Origin of the sequence: Kitasatospora sp. NPDC089509 (assembly GCF_044749365.1) — a bacterium.
In the GTDB taxonomy this organism is placed as follows: domain Bacteria; phylum Actinomycetota; class Actinomycetes; order Streptomycetales; family Streptomycetaceae; genus Kitasatospora.
Window position 1 is genome coordinate 1 of sequence record NZ_JBIVHS010000001.1, and the last position, 15,565, is coordinate 15,565.

The 15,565-nt window shown below is 74.3% G+C and carries 10 protein-coding genes; 6 read left to right on the forward strand and 4 right to left on the reverse strand.

Annotated elements, in window-relative coordinates; all coding sequences use genetic code 11:
* Positions 1-398 precede the first annotated feature (398 nt).
* Positions 399-1,916, forward strand: a complete 1,518-nt coding sequence (locus ACIP4P_RS00005) for an FAD-dependent oxidoreductase (RefSeq protein ID WP_400913021.1) — start codon at positions 399-401, stop codon at positions 1,914-1,916.
* A gap of 226 nt (positions 1,917-2,142) precedes the next feature.
* On the opposite strand, the gene ACIP4P_RS00010 is transcribed toward ACIP4P_RS00005, so the two are convergent.
* Positions 2,143-2,877: an ABC transporter ATP-binding protein gene (locus ACIP4P_RS00010; RefSeq protein ID WP_400913024.1), complete on the reverse strand. Its 735-nt coding sequence runs from the start codon at positions 2,875-2,877 to the stop codon at positions 2,143-2,145.
* 404 nt (positions 2,878-3,281) lie between these two features.
* Here ACIP4P_RS00010 and ACIP4P_RS00015 point away from each other — a divergent pair, with 404 nt between their 5' ends.
* From ACIP4P_RS00015 to ACIP4P_RS00025, 3 genes are all read left to right on the forward strand, one after another.
* Positions 3,282-6,656 carry an FtsX-like permease family protein gene (locus tag ACIP4P_RS00015; protein ID WP_400913025.1) on the forward strand — a complete coding sequence of 1,125 codons (3,375 nt, stop codon included), beginning with the start codon at positions 3,282-3,284 and terminating at the stop codon, positions 6,654-6,656.
* On the forward strand, positions 6,653-9,478 hold the full coding sequence (locus tag ACIP4P_RS00020) for a hypothetical protein (RefSeq protein WP_400913027.1): 2,826 nt from the start codon (positions 6,653-6,655) through the stop codon (positions 9,476-9,478). The genes ACIP4P_RS00015 and ACIP4P_RS00020 overlap by 4 nt, the downstream gene beginning before the upstream one ends.
* Before the next feature lie 103 nt (positions 9,479-9,581).
* Complete coding sequence (locus ACIP4P_RS00025; protein ID WP_400913030.1) at positions 9,582-10,571, forward strand: ABC transporter ATP-binding protein; 990 nt, start codon at positions 9,582-9,584, stop codon at positions 10,569-10,571.
* 7 nt (positions 10,572-10,578) lie between these two features.
* On the opposite strand, the gene ACIP4P_RS00030 is transcribed toward ACIP4P_RS00025, so the two are convergent.
* The 3 genes from ACIP4P_RS00030 to ACIP4P_RS00040 all read right to left on the reverse strand — a co-directional run bounded on the left by ACIP4P_RS00030 (position 10,579) and on the right by ACIP4P_RS00040 (position 13,580).
* Positions 10,579-10,761: a hypothetical protein gene (locus ACIP4P_RS00030; protein WP_350512138.1), complete on the reverse strand. Its 183-nt coding sequence runs from the start codon at positions 10,759-10,761 to the stop codon at positions 10,579-10,581.
* 148 nt (positions 10,762-10,909) lie between these two features.
* On the reverse strand, positions 10,910-12,499 hold the full coding sequence (locus ACIP4P_RS00035) for an AMP-binding protein (protein WP_400913033.1): 1,590 nt from the start codon (positions 12,497-12,499) through the stop codon (positions 10,910-10,912).
* Between the two features lie 73 nt (positions 12,500-12,572).
* Positions 12,573-13,580 carry a hypothetical protein gene (locus ACIP4P_RS00040; protein ID WP_400913036.1) on the reverse strand — a complete coding sequence of 336 codons (1,008 nt, stop codon included), beginning with the start codon at positions 13,578-13,580 and terminating at the stop codon, positions 12,573-12,575.
* Between the two features lie 146 nt (positions 13,581-13,726).
* Between ACIP4P_RS00040 and ACIP4P_RS00045 the strand changes: the two genes are divergently transcribed.
* Together ACIP4P_RS00045 and ACIP4P_RS00050 are read left to right on the forward strand one after the other, a co-directional pair.
* Positions 13,727-14,302 carry an O-methyltransferase gene (locus ACIP4P_RS00045; protein WP_400913038.1) on the forward strand — a complete coding sequence of 192 codons (576 nt, stop codon included), beginning with the start codon at positions 13,727-13,729 and terminating at the stop codon, positions 14,300-14,302.
* 22 nt (positions 14,303-14,324) lie between these two features.
* On the forward strand, positions 14,325-15,563 hold the full coding sequence (locus tag ACIP4P_RS00050) for a serpin family protein (RefSeq protein ID WP_400913040.1): 1,239 nt from the start codon (positions 14,325-14,327) through the stop codon (positions 15,561-15,563).
* The last annotated feature ends 2 nt before the right edge of the window (positions 15,564-15,565 follow it).

Here is a 15,565-nt window from a genome sequence, read left to right on the forward strand (position 1 = left end):
CGGCGCGGGGCCCCGCCCCCCCCCCGGCGGGGGGGGGGGGGGGGGGGCCCCCGCGGGGGCGGGGGGCCGGTGGGGGGGGGGGGGGGGGGGGCCCCCCCCCCCGGCCCCCACCACAGCCGTGTCATCCGGCGGAAGTGCCGGAGCACGCGGAGAATGCGGCAGTGGATCGTCATCGAACCTCCTGGTGGAGCGGATTCGTCGAGTTGTGGTGGACCGTATCCGGTGCCACTGACAATCGACCTCCGACGGGCGATCCTCGCGATCCGGACAAGGTGCCCATCGGGAACCGGGAATGACGTACTGTCACATTAATTCGTAAATGAATTCCCAAAGCAGAATACGGGTGTTAGCGTGCGGCTCGCCGAACTCTCTCGGACCAGAGAAAGTGGGGGAAGGCCATGCGACACGAATTCTCCGGGCGGACGGTCCTGCCCGGCGATCCCCGTTACCGGACGCTGAGTCAGGGCTTCAACCAGCGCTGGCACAGCAGTCCCGCCCGGATCCGGCTGGTGGCCGACGAGGCCGACGCGGTGGCCGAGTTGAGCCGGGTGCTGGACGACGGGCTGCGCCCGACCGTGCGTGGCGGCGGGCACTGCTACGAGGGCTTCGTCGACAACGACCGGGGTGTGATCCTCGACCTCAGCACGATGCGCGGGGTGGCGGCCGCGACCGACAAGTTCGGTCGGCCCACGTACTGCGTCGAGGGCGGCGCCACCAACTGGGACGTCTACACCACGCTGTTCCGGGAGCACGCCGTCACGCTGCCCGCCGGGTCCTGCTACTCGGTCGGTGCGGGCGGCCACATCTGCGGCGGTGGGTTCGGGGTGCTCTCCCGCCGGCACGGGCTCACTGTGGACCACCTCGTCCAGGTCGACGTGGTCACCGTCCGGGGCGGTGCGGCGGTGACGCGGGCGCACCGGGACGACGCCGCCGGCTCGCCCGAGCAGGACCTCTTCTGGGCCCACACCGGTGGTGGCGGCGGCAACTTCGGGGTGGTGCTGCGCTACCACTTCGCGATCGGGGCGCCCGAGCCGCCGCCACGGGTCTGGATCAGCAGCGTCGCCTGGCCCTGGGCCGAACTGATCGACCGGCCGGGTGACTTCGAGACGCTGCTGACCAACTTCGGCGCCTTCCTGGCCTCGCACAGCGGACCGCGCGAGCCGGTCTACGACGGGTTGTTCGCGATCCTCAAGCTGACCCACCGCAGCAACGGGAACGTGGTGCTGTTCAGTCAGTGGGACGGCGACGACCCGGCCCCGCTGGACGACTTCGTGGCCGCCGTCGAGCAGGGGATGGCGACGCGCTCCAGGGCCCAGACCCACAGCGTCGCCGGGCTGTTCCTGCCGTACCCGGAGAAGCGGCGGCAGATGCCCTGGTTCCAGGCGACCATGACGCTCAACCCCTCGGGCGACAACCAGCGCGGCAAGTACAAATCGGCCTACCACCGCGAGCCGTTCGACCAGGACCGGATCGCCACCTTCTGGGACTGGCTGACCAGGGACGTCCCGGGGGTGGACCTCACCAAGACCCTGGTGCAGATCGACTCCTACGGCTGCCGGATCAACGCCCGCCGGCCCGAGGAGACGGCCGTGGCGCAGCGGGACTCGATCATGAAGCTGCAGTACCAGACCTACTGGACCGATCCGGCCGAGGACGCCGACCACCTGGAATACCTGAGCGGGCTCTACCAGGAGGTCTACCGGGACACGGGCGGTATCCCGGAGATCGACACCACGACGGACGGCGCCTACGTCAACTATCCGGACATCGATCTGGGTACGGCCGACCAGCCCGACCCGGCCTACCCGAGGCTCTACTACAAGGGCAACTATCCGAGACTGCAGCGCACGAAGGCGCATTGGGACGGAGAGGAGGTGTTCCACCACGCCCAGTCGATCAGACCGCCCCGGACCTGAGCCGCGACCGACGGTGCGTTGAGCCGCGACCGGGAGCGCGACCGACGTCGCGACCCGGCGCCGCGACCGTAGCCGCGACCGGGAGCGCGACCGACGTCGCGACCCGGCGCCGCGACCGTAGCCGCGACCGACGGTGCGTTGAGCCGGAGAAGGCGCGGAAAGGCGGGGAGTCCGTCCCCGCCTGGCCCGCCCTCCCCGGCCCGCCGTCGCTACGCCGCCTGCTCCGCTACGCCGCCTGCTCCGACTCCGTCTCCACGATCCGACCGTCGTGGAGCTCGATCACCCGGTCGGCGAGCCCCATCAGCGTCGGGTCGTGGGTGGCGACTAGGACGGTGACGCCCTCGCTGCGGACCACCGCCCGCAGCAGCTCCATGATCGAGCGGCCGGTCTCCGAGTCCAGCTGGCCGGTGGGCTCGTCGGCGATGATCAGTCCGGGGTCGTTGGCCAACGCGCGGGCGATCGCGACGCGTTGCTGCTGGCCGCCGGAGAGCTCGCCGGGTCGCTGGTTGGCGTGGTCGGCCAGGCCGACCAGGGCCAGCAGGGTGTGGGCACGTTCCTCGCGCTCGGCCGGCGCGACCTTGCGCAGCCGCATCGGCACGCCGACGTTCTCGGCGGCGGTGAGCATCGGGATCAGTCCGAAGGACTGGAAGACGAAGCCGATCCGCTCCCGCCGCAGGGCGAGCCGGCCGTCCTCGTCCAGCCCGCCGAGGTCGATGCCGTCCAGGACGATGCTGCCGCTGGTGGGCGCGTCCAGGCCGCCGACCAGGTTGAGCAGGGTGGTCTTGCCGGAGCCGGACCGGCCCTTGAGCGCGGTGAGTTCACCTCGCTCGATCGAGAAGTCGATGCCGCGCAGGGCGTGGACGGTCCGCTCGCCGGTGCCGAAGCTGCGCCGGAGATCGGTCACGGCCACCATCGGGCCGGTGGTCGTCAGGGTGGTGTCGGCGGCCTGGTGTTGCGTCATGCGGCGTCCCCCTGTGGGCGGTGACGGTCCGGTTCTGTCCGGGCCAACGGATGTGATGGCTTCACGGGTTCAGTTTCCCGATCGGAGAATTCACGGAAAGGAAGTTCCCAGGTCAAAGGAGTGCGATGAAGCCTGAATCGTGAAGTGTGCATGGCATTTCAGAGGCTCTTCCCCGGGTGGGGATGCTACCAATGCAAGGAATTTGCTCATTGCTTACTTGATTCGCGCAAGTCCCTTCCGTTCGCCGATCGAATCTGACAGCATCGTCCGCTATCCGGCGACCGAATGCCGGTGATCAATGCGCCGGTGTACCCGTGGGGTGTCCGTCCGTGGCCTGTCCGCCCGGATCGGTTCGATGGGTGGGGCCGGGATGCGACCGGGGACGCGACCGGGGGAGGAATTTGATGCTCGGCTTCGTCGTGCGCAGGCTGCGCGGGCGACTGCCGCTGGCTGCTGCCGTCCTGTTGACGGTGCTGGTCACCACGGCGGTGCTGACCGCCTTGGTGACCTTCAACAGCAGCGTCGGTAAGGCCGGTCTGCGGCAGGCGCTCCAGGGGGCGGGCCATGCCCGGACCACCGTGGTGGTGACCGCCGAACACGGCCTCGACCAGCGGCAGAAGGACGAGGAGGCACTCGCCTCCTACCGGCAGAAGCTCTTCGGCGATCTGCCGGTACGCACCGACAGTTTGCTGCGCAGCCGCTCCTACGGTCTGCCGGGTGGCGACGCCACGGCGGCCGGAGGCTCGGCGGCCGGAAGCCCGACGGCCGGATCCTCGGCCGCCGGAGCCCCAGCCACCGGGGCCCCGGGGAGCGGTCAGTCCGGTTCCGCCAAGGCCGACTTGACGGTGCTCGCCGACCTCGACCGGTCCCAGGTGCGCCTGATCGCCGGGGCCTGGCCGGGTGCCGTCACCGGGCCGGTCCGTTCCGCGGCCCCGCAGGTCGCCGTCCCGCAGACCACGCTGACCCGGCTCGGCCTGACCGCCGAGGCGCTGCCCGTGGAGGTCCGACTCGCCGACCGGTTCGACGGCTCGCCGCTGACCGTCCGGATCACCGGCGCCTACCGGGCCGTGGACCCGTCCGCCCCGTACTGGCGCATCGACCCGGTCGGCGGCCACGAGGTCCAGACCGGAGGCTTCACCACCTTCGGCCCGATGCTGGTCGACCAGAGCGCCTTCACCGCCGGCGGTCTGCCGCAGAGCAGCCGCGGTTGGCTGCTCGACGCCGACTTCGCGGGCGTCGACCAGGACAAGGCCGAGGCCATCGGTGCCCGGGCCCGGGGCCTGGGCGACGATCTGCGGAAGACTGCCGGTCTCGCCGCCACCACCGAACTGCCGGACCTGGTCAGCGAATTGTCGGCCAGCCTGATGGTCGCCCGGTCCACCCTGCTGATCGGTGCCCTGCAACTCGCCGTGCTCGCCGCGGCGGCCCTGCTGCTGGTGGTCCGACTGATCGCCACCCGCCAGGAGCGGGAGAACGAACTGCTCGCCGCCCGGGGCGCCTCCGGGGCCCGGCTCGGTGGCTTCACCGCCCTGGAGTCGGTGCTGCTCGCCCTCCCGGCCGCGGTGCTCGCGCCCCTGCTCACGCCCTTCCTGGTCCGCGTGCTGGCCGGCCTCGGCCGCTCCCACCAGGTCGCCCTGGACACCCAACTGCGCTGGACGCTCTGGCCGGTGTCCGTGCTCTGCGCCCTCGGCTGCATCGTGCTGGCCACCGTGCCCAGTCTGCTGCGCGGCGCCGGCGCCGCGCTGAGCCGCCGGGCCGGCCGCCGCCAGGCGCTGGTCTCCGGCATCGCCCGCAACGGCGGGGACCTCGCCGTGCTCGCCCTGGCGGTGCTCGCCTACCAGCAACTCGCCCAGTACGGTGGCGGGCTGTCCACCGATTCCGCCGGCAAGCTCGGCGTCGACCTGCTGCTGGTCGCCACCCCGACCCTCGCGCTGTGCGCGGGCACCCTGGTGGTGCTGCGCCTGCTGCCGCTGGTCGCCCGGCTGGGCGCCCGGGTCGCGGCCCGCGGCAGCGGTCTCGGCCCGGCCATGGTCGGCTGGCAGCTGGCCCGTCAGCCCGCCCGGGCCACCGGGCCGGTGCTGCTGCTGGTGATGGCCGTCGCCACCGGGGTGCTGGCACTCGGTCAGCACGCCACCTGGACGACTTCGCAGCGCGACCAGGCCGCCTTCGACACGGCCGGCGGCCTGCGGATCTCCGGCTCGCACAGCGCGTTGATGGGTCAGGGCGGCCGCTACGGCGCCCTGCCCGGTGGCGACCGGCTGGTTCCGGTGAACCGCGAGGACCAGGCGCTGGCCAACGGCACCGGGCAGGTGGTCGCGCTGGACACCGCCGCCCTGGTCGACCGGGTCCCGCTCCGCGACGACCTGCTCGGCGGGGCCGACCGGGCGAAGACCTTCGGCACGCTCGCCGGGTCGGCGCCGACCGGTGCGAACGCCGGAGTGCCGCTGCCCGGCCGCCCGCTGCGGATCGACGCCGACCTGAGCGTCCGACAGGACTTCAACACCACGCCCCAGTTCCCCGGCATGCCTCCGGTGGCCGTCGTCCCGCCGGAGCTGACCCTCCTGCTGCAGGACCGGTTCGGCTACGTCCACAAGGTCGCGTTCGCCGCGCTGTCGGCCACCGGTGGGGAGCAGCACGCCTCGGCCCCGCTGAGCGCGCTGGTCGATGCGCCGACGGGCTCCGTCGCCGCACCGCTGCGCCTGATCGGAGCGACCGTCACCTTCAGTGACCGGGCCTCGGGCGAGGTGGCCGTCCACCGGCTGGCCGTCTCGGACACCGCCGACGGACCCGCGACCGACGTCCCGGTACCGGCCGGACTCTCCTGGCGGGGCGGCGTGGTCGACGGACCGCCGCCCGACCCCGGCACCCTGCCGCTCGCCACCGTCCGGCCCGAACCGGCCGACACCGGGCGGCTGTTCACCGTCGGCTACCGGCTGGGGAGCAGTACCGACACCTCCTGGCGGGCCGTCCTCCGCATCTCGGGGCCGGTCGTTCCGGACGTCCTGGCCGGTGTCGCCACCCAGGACTACCTGAACCTCGTCGGTGCCCGGGTCGGGGACGTCATCCGGGCGCCGTTCGCCGCGACGCTGCTCCAGGTCAAGATCACCGGGGTGGTCCAGGCCGTGCCGGCGACCGGGCGCAACGCCCTGGTGATCGATCTGGCCACCACCGCACGGCTGTTGGCCGAGCAGGGCCGAGTGCTGCCCGCCCGCGCCGAGTGGTGGCTGCCGGCCACCGGGCCGGGCGACCGCGTCCCGGCCCAGGCGGCCGCCGCCCTGCGGGACGCCCCCGGTTCCCAGGACGTCCAGCTCGACCAGGAGGTCTCCGAAGGAATGCTCCGCGATCCGGTGGGCGCCGCCCCGCAGAACGCGCTGATGGCCATCGCCGTGGTCACCGCCCTGCTCGCCGCGATCGGCTTCGTCGCCGCCGTGGCCGGTTCCGCCCACGAACGCGCTCGGGACTCCGCGTTGCTGCTCGCCCTGGGCGCACCGCGCAAGCAGGTCGCCCGGACCGTCGCGGCCGAACAGGCCCTGCTGGTCGGGCTCGGCGGGACGGTCGGGCTCGCCCTCGGAGCCCTGCTCGTCCACCTGATCGTCCCCTTCGCCGTGCTGACGCCCGCCGCCCGTCGACCGATGCCCGAGGCCCTGATCGAACTGCCCGTCGGCCAGGCCGTCCTGTTCGCGGCCGCGATCGCGGTCGCCCCGCTGCTGTCGGCCTTCCTGATCGGACGCCGCCGTCGAGACGTGGCCAGCCGGCTGCGCCACGTGGAGGAGATGTGACCACCCAGGCCGGCACCCGCGTGCCCACCCCCGATTCCGCCCACCGCCCCGGTCCCGCCCACCGCCCCGCGCGCTGGGTCCGCACCAGGTTGCGGGCGAACCCGCTGGCCGCGGTGCTGATGGCGGCCCTCGCCCTCGTCACCGTGTTCCTGGCGGCGGCCTTCCCCCGTCTCACCGACCGGGGCGCGGACACGGCGCTCCGGGAGTTCGTCAGCCAGGCCGGTCTCAACGCGGCCAGCCTGCAGACCACCTCCAAGACCATGGAGGACGACAAGGCCGTCGACCTCGACCGGGTGCAGCAGCAGGTCACCGAGACGGTCGGCCGGCAGCTGCCGATGGCCCCGTCGGGTCAGGCCTACGGAGCCCGCGCCCTGGTCGAGCGGGGCATGGCCAATCCGGAGTACCTCCGGATCGCGGAGAAGCACACCGATCCGACCCTCGGCCTGCTCTACCTGCACGACCTGGCCGCCCGGGCCACCCTCACCGACGGCACCTGGCCGACCCCCGGCAAGGCCGGCGGGCAGCTGCCGATCGTGATCAGCAAGTCGGCCGCCGAGGCCATCCACATCAAGCTCGGTGACGTCATCGACAACGGCTTCGAGGGGTCGGGCACCCCGCGGACCACCGTGGTGGTCGGCCTCTACCGGGTCAACGACCCCCAGGACCCGTTCTGGGACGACCTCGGCTGCCCGGCCCGCGCCTGTCTGCGCACCGACCCCGAGCACGAACACCTGATGACCAGCGGATTCGTCGACGGCGGCAGCCTGCCCGCGCTCGCCCGGTGGGGGTCGAACGCCGAGAACTTCTGGCGGCTGCCCGTCGACACCACCTCGCTGCACGCCGATCAGCTGGACCGCACCCGGGGCATCCTGAGCTCCTTCCTGACCGGGCGCGACGCCACCGCCATGGCCAACGACACCGGCCGCCTCGACCTGCACACCACCTCGCTCCTGCCCGACCTCCTCGGCCGGGCGGACGACCGCTACCGGGCCTCGCTGCCGCTCAGCACGATCGGCCCGGCCGGTGTCGCGGGCGTCGCCACCGTGGTGCTGTTCCTGGCCGCCGCTCTCAGCACCGACCGGCGCAGTGCCGAGATCCGGCTGCTCCAGGCCCGCGGCGGCTCCCGCACCGGGGTGCTGGGCCGGCTGATCGGCGAGGGCGCGGTCACCGTGCTGCCCGCCGCCGTGCTCGGCACGGTGCTCGCGCTGGTGCTGCTGCCCACCGCCCGGTGGGACCGCGCGGTGCTGGCGGCCCTGGTCGCGACCCTGATCGCGTTGCTGGCCTTCCCGGCCCGCGCGGCCCTGTTGTGGTCGCGTCGCCGGACGGTCGGCGGGCGGCGCCGACTGGTCGGCGAACTCGCCGTGCTGGCGGTCACCGCCGCGGCCGTGGCGGAGGTCCGTCGCCGGGGCGTCGGCACCGGCGCCGGGCTGGACCCGCTGCTGGTCGCCGCCCCGCTGCTGCTCGCCGTCACCGGCGGACTGGTGCTGGCCCGGGTCGAACCGGTGCTGGTCGGCTGGCTGTCCGCGCTGGCCGGCCGGGGCCGCGGCCTGATCGGCTTCCTCGGTCTGGCCCGGGCGGCCCGGGACAACTCGGGCCGCCGCAGGCCTTCGGTACTGCCGCTGCTCGCGCTGCTGATCGCCGTCACCACGACCGGCTTCGGCGCCACCGTGCTGGACACCGTCGAGCACGTCCGGGCCCGCGCCGCGCGCATCGCCACCGGCGGGGACATCAGCGTGTCCCTCCCGGACTACAGCACCCTGTCCGAGTCGTTCACCAAGGCCGCCGCCGCCCTGCCGGGCGTCCGGGCCTCGACCGGGGCCTGGGTCGAGCCCAAGGCCCGCTTCGTCGGCGCCGACCAGGACTACACCGAGGCCTACCTGGTGGTGGTCGAGCCGACGGCCTACGCCGAGATCGCCCGGACCCTCGGGGTCGGCGAGTTCGACCCGGCGAAGCTGGCCGGCACGCCGGGCGGCCAGGACACCCCGGTGCCCGCCCTGTTCAGCCGCGACCTGGCCAAGCGCCTGGCCGCCGGCCCGGCCGCGGTGCGCACGCCCAACGGCAACGACCTGCACACCACCGTGGCCGGGATCGTCGCCGCCACCCCGGCGCTGCCGGACCCGGGCAAGCCCTTCGTCGTCGTCCCGGCCGGTCCCGCCTGGGAACGCCTGCCGGACGTCAAACGGGCCAACAAGTGGTTCGCCGTCGGCGACGTCGACCCCGATCAGGTCCGGGAGACCTTGCGGAACAACGGCGGTGCCCAGCCGACCGGCCTGGCCAAGCTGATCGCGGAGAACGCCGCGGCGGCGGGCAAGGCCACCCACGGGCTGCCTGCCGGATACACGGTGCACAGCAGCCGGGAGACCACCGCCCAGCTCGCCGACGACCCGCTGCAGCACGCCGCCGAGCGGCTGTTCTGGTACGCGGCCGCCGCCGGGGCCGGGTACGCCCTGCTCGCCGTGCTGCTGACGCTGTTCCGGGCCGCGCCCGACCGAACGGCCGTGCTCGCCCGGCTGCGCACCATGGGGCTGCGGCCCCGTCAGGGGCTCGCGCTGATCGTCACCGAGGCGCTGCCGCAGACCCTGGCGGCGGCGGTCGGCGGCGGCCTGGTCGCGGCGCTGGCGGTCGCCCTGCTGGGCGGCGCCTTCGACATCTCGACGCTGGTCGGCGCCAAGGTCGGGGACGCGGTCACGCCCACGCTGCTGCCGGTGCTGCTGCCCACCGCGGGCCTGGCCCTGCTGGTCGGACTCGGGGTGGTGGTGGAGACGCTGGTCGCCGGCCGGCGCCAGATCGCCACCGAACTGCGGGCGGGGGAGCAGGCATGACAGCGGGACCAGTGGCACGGGCCGTGACCGTGCCGACCAGCCGGGCCGGCCGAACCGGCCGTACCGTTCACCTCGTTCACACCGTCGAGACAGGAGACCAGCGGTGAAGAGCATCTCCCAGGAGCAGCCGACCGCCGAGGCCCCCAGCCTCCAGGAACTCCGGCAGCGGGCCCTCGCCGCCGCCTCGCCCAAGGCGTACGGAGCGGGCGCGGCCATCGTCTGCGACCGGCTGGTACGGATCTTCAGCGCCGAGGGGATCGAGGTCCAGGCGCTGCAGGGCCTGGAGTTGACCATCCAGCAGGGCGACCTGGTCGCCCTGGTCGGCGCCTCCGGCAGCGGCAAGTCCACCCTGCTCACCATCCTCGCCGGGCTGGACGTACCGACCGCCGGCACCGCCACCGTCGCGGGCTGCGACCTGCTGGAGATGTCCGCCAAGGAGCGGCTGCGCTACCGGCGAGAGGTGGTCGGCTTCATCTGGCAGCAGACCGCCCGCAACCTGCTGCCGTTCCTGACCGCCGCCGAGAACATCGCCCTGCCGATGCAGCTGCGCGGCCGCCGCTCCGGGGCGCTCGGCTCCAAGCAGCAGGCCGTCCGGGTGGCCGAGCTGATGGAGGCGCTGGAGATCGGGGACCTCGCCCACCGGCGACCCAGCGAGCTCTCCGGCGGCCAGCAGCAGCGGGTCGCGATCGCGGTGGGGATGGCCAACAACCCGCCGGTGCTGCTCGCCGACGAGCCCACCGGTGAGCTGGACTCCGAGACCGCGGGGGTGATCTTCGAGTCCTTCCGCACCGTCAACCGGGAGCTCGGCACCACGGTCGTGATCGTCACCCACGACCCGATGGTCGCGGGCGAGGTGCGCCGCACGGTGGCCATCCGGGACGGCCGGACCAGCAGCGAGGTGCTGCGCCGCACCGTGACCGACGAGCACGGCGAGGAATCGGTCAACGAGCGCGAGTACGTGATGCTGGACCGCACCGGGCGGGTGCAGCTGCCGGTCAAGTTCCTGGAGGCGCTCGGCATGGAGCACCGGGTGGCGGTCGACCTCGCGGCCGACCACATCGAGGTCCGCCCGGACGACGTCACGGAGGGCTGAGGCGCCCTCAGCCGTCGCCGCCCGTCCGCTGGAAGAGGCCGCTGCCCTCGGCGTCCTTCCGGAGGTCGGGCGGCGTGCCCGCGGAGGAGCGCTCCCCCCGGGCGGTGGCGGTGCACAGGGCGAAGACGAGCAGGGCACTGGCCGCCAGGGCGAGGATGCCCAGTGCGGTCAGGACGCGGAGCCAGGTCAAGGGAGTGCCTCCTGGGGACGGTGCGAGGGAGCGCCGCCGGGTGTATCGGCAGCTCGGCCCGCACGGTCGAGTGCCCACGGTCGGTATGCCCGCCGGTCGCGGTGCGACAGGTGGCCCGAGTGGGCGCTCGAAGCAGCGGAGGGGCGTGTCATGCTCCCTTGCGCGCCCCCGTGGGGGTCGCGGTGGCGGCGTGCTCGTCGGCCCGCTCCGCGGCCAGGGCGCGGAGGGCCCGCAGGTCCGGCTTGCCGAGTCCGTCCAAGGGGATCGCCGGCAGGACCAGGACGCTGTCCGGGGTGCACCGGGCGTCCCCGTGCTCCCGGGCCCAGTGGCGCAGCTGGTCCGCCGTCACCCGGGAGTGCGGTCCGACGGTCACCGCCGCGTGCACGCGTTCCAGACGGTCCGGGTCGGCGGTGGCGAACATCACCGCGTCGCGGACGTCCGGGTGGCTCCGCAGCGGTTCCTCGACCTCATGGGGGAACACATTGTGCCCCTCGATGATCGCCATCGGGTCCCGCCGACCGGCCACGGTCAGATAGCCCGTCACATCGAGGCTGCCCAGGTCGCCGGTGTGCAGCCAGCCGTCCCGCAGCACCCGCTCGGTCGACTCCGGGTCGCGCCAGTAACCGGCCATCGCGGTCGGGGTGCGGACGCAGATCTCCCCGGTCCGCCCCGGCGGCAGCGGCACGCCCTCCTCGTCCAGCACGCGCACCTCGGTGTCCGGGTACGGGCGCCCGGCGGTGGTCAGCAGCCGCGGGTCCAGGTGCTCGTCGGGGCTCAGCCGGGAGACCGGCCCGCACTCCGTCAGGCTGTAGGTCTGGTGCAGCACCCGGCCCAGCCGCCGGGTCGCCTCCGCCAGCCGGCGCGGCGAGGGCGGACAGCCGGTGTAGCCGACCCGGCGCAGGCTCCCGGTGTCGGTCGCGGCCAGCAGCGGGTGGTCCAGCAGGCGGTAGAGCAGGTGCGGCGGCAGGTACGCCCGGGACACCCGGTGCCGCTCGACGGCCGCCAGCACCTCCTCGGCGGCGAAGCCCTCCTGCAGCACCACCGTGCCGCCCGCCGCCAGGGCGAGGTCGGCGCTGGTGCCGCCGCCGTGGCTGAGCGGGGTGCAGAGCAGGAAGCAGGACCCGGACAGCAGGGCGGGCCGGGGCGGCCGGGCGAAGCGGCGCAGCACGCCCTTCGGTCGCCCGGTGGTGCCGCTGGTGAACCGCACGGCCATCACGTCCTCGGGGCGGCAGCGCGGCTCCAGCGGGGCGGGGGAGCAGGCCGCGGCGAGCTCCAGCAGATCGGTCCCGAGGGTCGGCCCGCCGAACGGGGTCGGGCCGGGGTAGGGCGCCGTCGGGCCGAGGGGGAGCAGGCCGACGGACGGGAGCGCGACGGCCACCGCCCGGGCCGCTGCGGCGCAGCGGACCGGATCGAACACCAGCGCCGTGGTGTCCGCGAACGCGGTCAGCGCCACCAGGTCGGCGACGGGGGCGTCCGGGTGCGGCATCGCCACCCGGCAGCCCAGCAGGTTCGCGGCCAGTCGTACCAGCAGCGCCTCCGGGGTGTTCCCGGCGAACACGGTGACCCCGTCGCCGCGCCCCAGCCCGGCCCGGTCCAGGGCGCGGGCCATCCGGTACACCGAGTCCAGGCACTCCTGGGCGGTCAGCGCCGTCCCGCCGTGATGGAGGGCCGTCCGCCCGGGATCCCGGGCCAGCCCGTCCAGCACCAGTTCGGTGTACGTCCGCCCAGCCTCGGCCATGCCCGCGCTCCCGCTCGTTTGACGACGCGTCAGCCTAGTGGTCGGCGGCCACCGGGCGGGTGGGCGGGGGCGGTCAGTCCGTCCGGGTCGCCGCGTAGGCGTGGGCGACGGCGGTGAAGGCGGCCTTGGGCGTGGTGCGTCCGTCCGGCCAGGAGCGGACCAGGCCGTAGCCGACCGTGTCGAGGTCCGCCGCCGGATCGTCGGTGGTGGGGTAGGCGGGGGTCACATAGGTGAAGACGAACGCGCCGGCCAGTCCGGCGGCGGTGAACAGGTCGAGCAGCGAGGACAGTTCACGGGCCTGGGCGTCCTCGTCACGGACCAGGCCGGCGCGCGGCCGACGCGTTCCGTCCGAGCGGTCGACCAGCGTCCAGGCGGCGCTGCCGTGGGCCTCCGCGCCGGCGAAGGTGGCGCAGCCGAACTCGGCGGCGACCACCGGCTTTCCGTGCCGGTGGAGCTCTTCGAGGGCCGTGCGGAGGGTGTCGGTGTTGCCCGCGTCCCGGTAGGCGTCCACCGCCACCAGGTCGAAGGGCGTCCAGTCGACGTCCTCCCAGAGTCCGGCGGCGTAGGCGACCGGGCCGGTGAAGTGCTGCCGGGCCGTCGCGACCGCGGTGGCCAGCAGGGCGTTGAACCGGACCGGCGGCGGGCCCGCCGCGAAGAACTCCGGCGGCCAGCCCGTCGGGTCGGCGAGTGCGGCCAGTCGGGCGGCGACGTCGGCGCCGGGGACCAGGCCGGCCATGAAGACGGTCAACTCGCAGCCGACGACCAGGGTGACGTCGCCGCCCGCGCGGTGGAGCTCCCCGGCGACCTCGGCCGCGGCGGTGATCGTCGCCAGGGTGGTCGCCTCGTCGGCGTTCGGCGCCATGGGGGAGAGCCACACCGCCAGGCCCAGCCCGATCGCCGTCCGCGCGGCCAGCCGCAGCCCGGGCAGGTCGTCACCGGTGATCCGTACCGCGGTGCAGTGCAACTCCTCCGCGATGGCGGTCAGTTCCCGCTCGATCGTGGCGGCGGCGAGGTCCGGTCGGGTGACCGAGCCGTCGACGGTCGGGGTGCCGATGTCGTAGGTGACGCCCTTGATCTTCACCGCCCCAGTTCTACCAGGACGATGATCGTCCCGGACGGCGGATCGGCATACCTGCGTACCGGCCGATCCGCCCGCCGACTGTCAGTGCCGGGCGGCATGATGGCCCGGACGGGGAAGGACCGAACGCGGGAGGAGGGAGCGGGCGGATGACGGACGAGGCGGAGCGTGGCGTTCCCGCCGGGGTGGCGGCGGCCGAGCGGCTCGCCGCCCGGCTGGGCTTCGGCAAGAGCTGCACCCGGGAGGTCGGCCGACTGCTGGCGCTCGCCGCCGCGGCCAAGCCGGGCGGGACGGTCGCGGAGAGCGGTACCGGCGCGGGGGTCGGCACGGCCTGGCTGCGCAGCGGCCTGGGCCCGGGCGGTCGGCTGGTCACGGTCGAGCGGGACGGACAACTGGTGCGGGTGGCGGCCGAGTTGTTCGAGGACGACGCACGGGTGCGGCTGCTGCACGGGGACTGGCGGCTGCTGGACGCGTACGCGCCGTTCGACGTGTTCTTCTGCGACGGCGGCGGCAAGCGCGACGACCCGGACCACGTGGTCGAGTTGCTGGCCCCCGGCGGTCTGCTGGTGCTGGACGACTTCACGCCCTCGCCGCACTGGCCGCCCCGCTACGGCGACGAGGTGGACCGGCTGCGGGTGCACTATCTGACGCACCCGGCGCTGGAGGCGAGCGAAGTGCTGACCACGCCGGGCAGTTCGGCCGTCCTGGCGGTGCGGCGGGCATGACGGCGGCGGGCACGAGGAGCAGATGAGCAGGGCCGAGGCGGTACGGGCCGCCAACGCGTTGGGGGAGCGCTGGGTCGGACAGGCCGACCACCGGCAAGGGACGGTGCTGATGCCGGCCGGGATCTGGCCGCTGCTCGGGCTCCTCGCCCCGGCCGGGAGCCCGGCCGTCCAGGGCGAGTTGGCGCAGGCGCTCGGGCTGCCGGGCGAGGCCGCCGCCGAGCGCGCCCGCGAACTGCTCGCGCTGCTGGGCGGCATCCCGGCGGTGCGGTCCGCGCTCGGCGTCTGGAGCGACGACCGGCTGCGGCTGCGCCCGGAGTGGCTGGCCCGCGTCCCGGCCGACCTGGTCGGCCGGCTGACCGGCGAGGCGGAGCGGGACCGCGCCCGGCTGGACGCCTGGGCGGCCGAGCGGACGGACGGCGCGATCGAGGAGCTGCCGATCGCGCTGGACCAGGACACCCGCCTGGTGCTGGCCGCGGCGCTCACCGTCCGGACGGACTGGATCAAGCCGTTCGAGGACCTCGGCGGCTACCGGGAGGTCGATCCGGCGGGCTGGGGCAGGCGGGTCCACCAGCTGTCCCGGGCGACGCGCCTGCTGGACCGCGCCGCGCTGCTGGAGACGCCCGACGGGCCGGTGACCGAGCTGCGGGTGCTCGGCCACGGCGACATCAGCGTGCACCTGCTGCTCGGTGAGCCCGACGCCGCGCCCGGCGCCGTGCTGGCCGCCGGGATCGGCGTGCTCTCGCAGCGGCACCGCCGCACTACCGCCGACCGCCTGCCCGTCGGCACCCCGGGCCCGGGGCTGACGATCGGGACGCACCGGCGCTTCACCCCGGAGGACCTCCTGATCGTGGGCGTCCCGCGGTTCACCGTCGACGCCGACCACGACCTGCTCGCCCGCCGCGGGCTCTTCGGCCTGCAGACCCTCGGCACGGCGTCCGGGACCGAGGACCGGCTGCCCGGACTCGCGGACGGCGGGCCGCCGTTGTCCGTGAGCAGCGCGCGCCAGCGGGCCACCGCGACCTTCGGTGCGCGCGGCTTCCGGGCGGCTTCGGTGACGGCCATGGGGGTCGCGGCCGCCGGCGCCGACACCCGCAAGCCGCCCTACCGGCAGCGGATCGTCGGAGTGGACTTCCACCGTCCCTTCGGCTTCCTCGCCGTCCACCGGCTCTCCGGGCTGGTCCTGGCGGCGGGGTGGGTCACCGAGCCGGACACCGGAGTCGACCCCTGGGAGGCCCTGCTGAACCGTGCGGCGGGGGACTGAGC

What these genes read in the sequence shown, in the direction of transcription:
- ACIP4P_RS00050 (WP_400913040.1), top strand. Translation starts at nt 14,325, where the DNA reads ATGAGCAGGGCCGAGGCGGTACGGGCCGCCAACGCGTTGGGGGAGCGC.
- ACIP4P_RS00010 (WP_400913024.1), bottom strand. Translation starts at nt 2,877, where the DNA reads ATGACGCAACACCAGGCCGCCGACACCACCCTGACGACCACCGGCCCG.
- ACIP4P_RS00035 (WP_400913033.1), bottom strand. Translation starts at nt 12,499, where the DNA reads ATGGCCGAGGCTGGGCGGACGTACACCGAACTGGTGCTGGACGGGCTG.
- ACIP4P_RS00015 (WP_400913025.1), top strand. Translation starts at nt 3,282, where the DNA reads ATGCTCGGCTTCGTCGTGCGCAGGCTGCGCGGGCGACTGCCGCTGGCT.
- ACIP4P_RS00005 (WP_400913021.1), top strand. Translation starts at nt 399, where the DNA reads ATGCGACACGAATTCTCCGGGCGGACGGTCCTGCCCGGCGATCCCCGT.
- ACIP4P_RS00045 (WP_400913038.1), top strand. Translation starts at nt 13,727, where the DNA reads ATGACGGACGAGGCGGAGCGTGGCGTTCCCGCCGGGGTGGCGGCGGCC.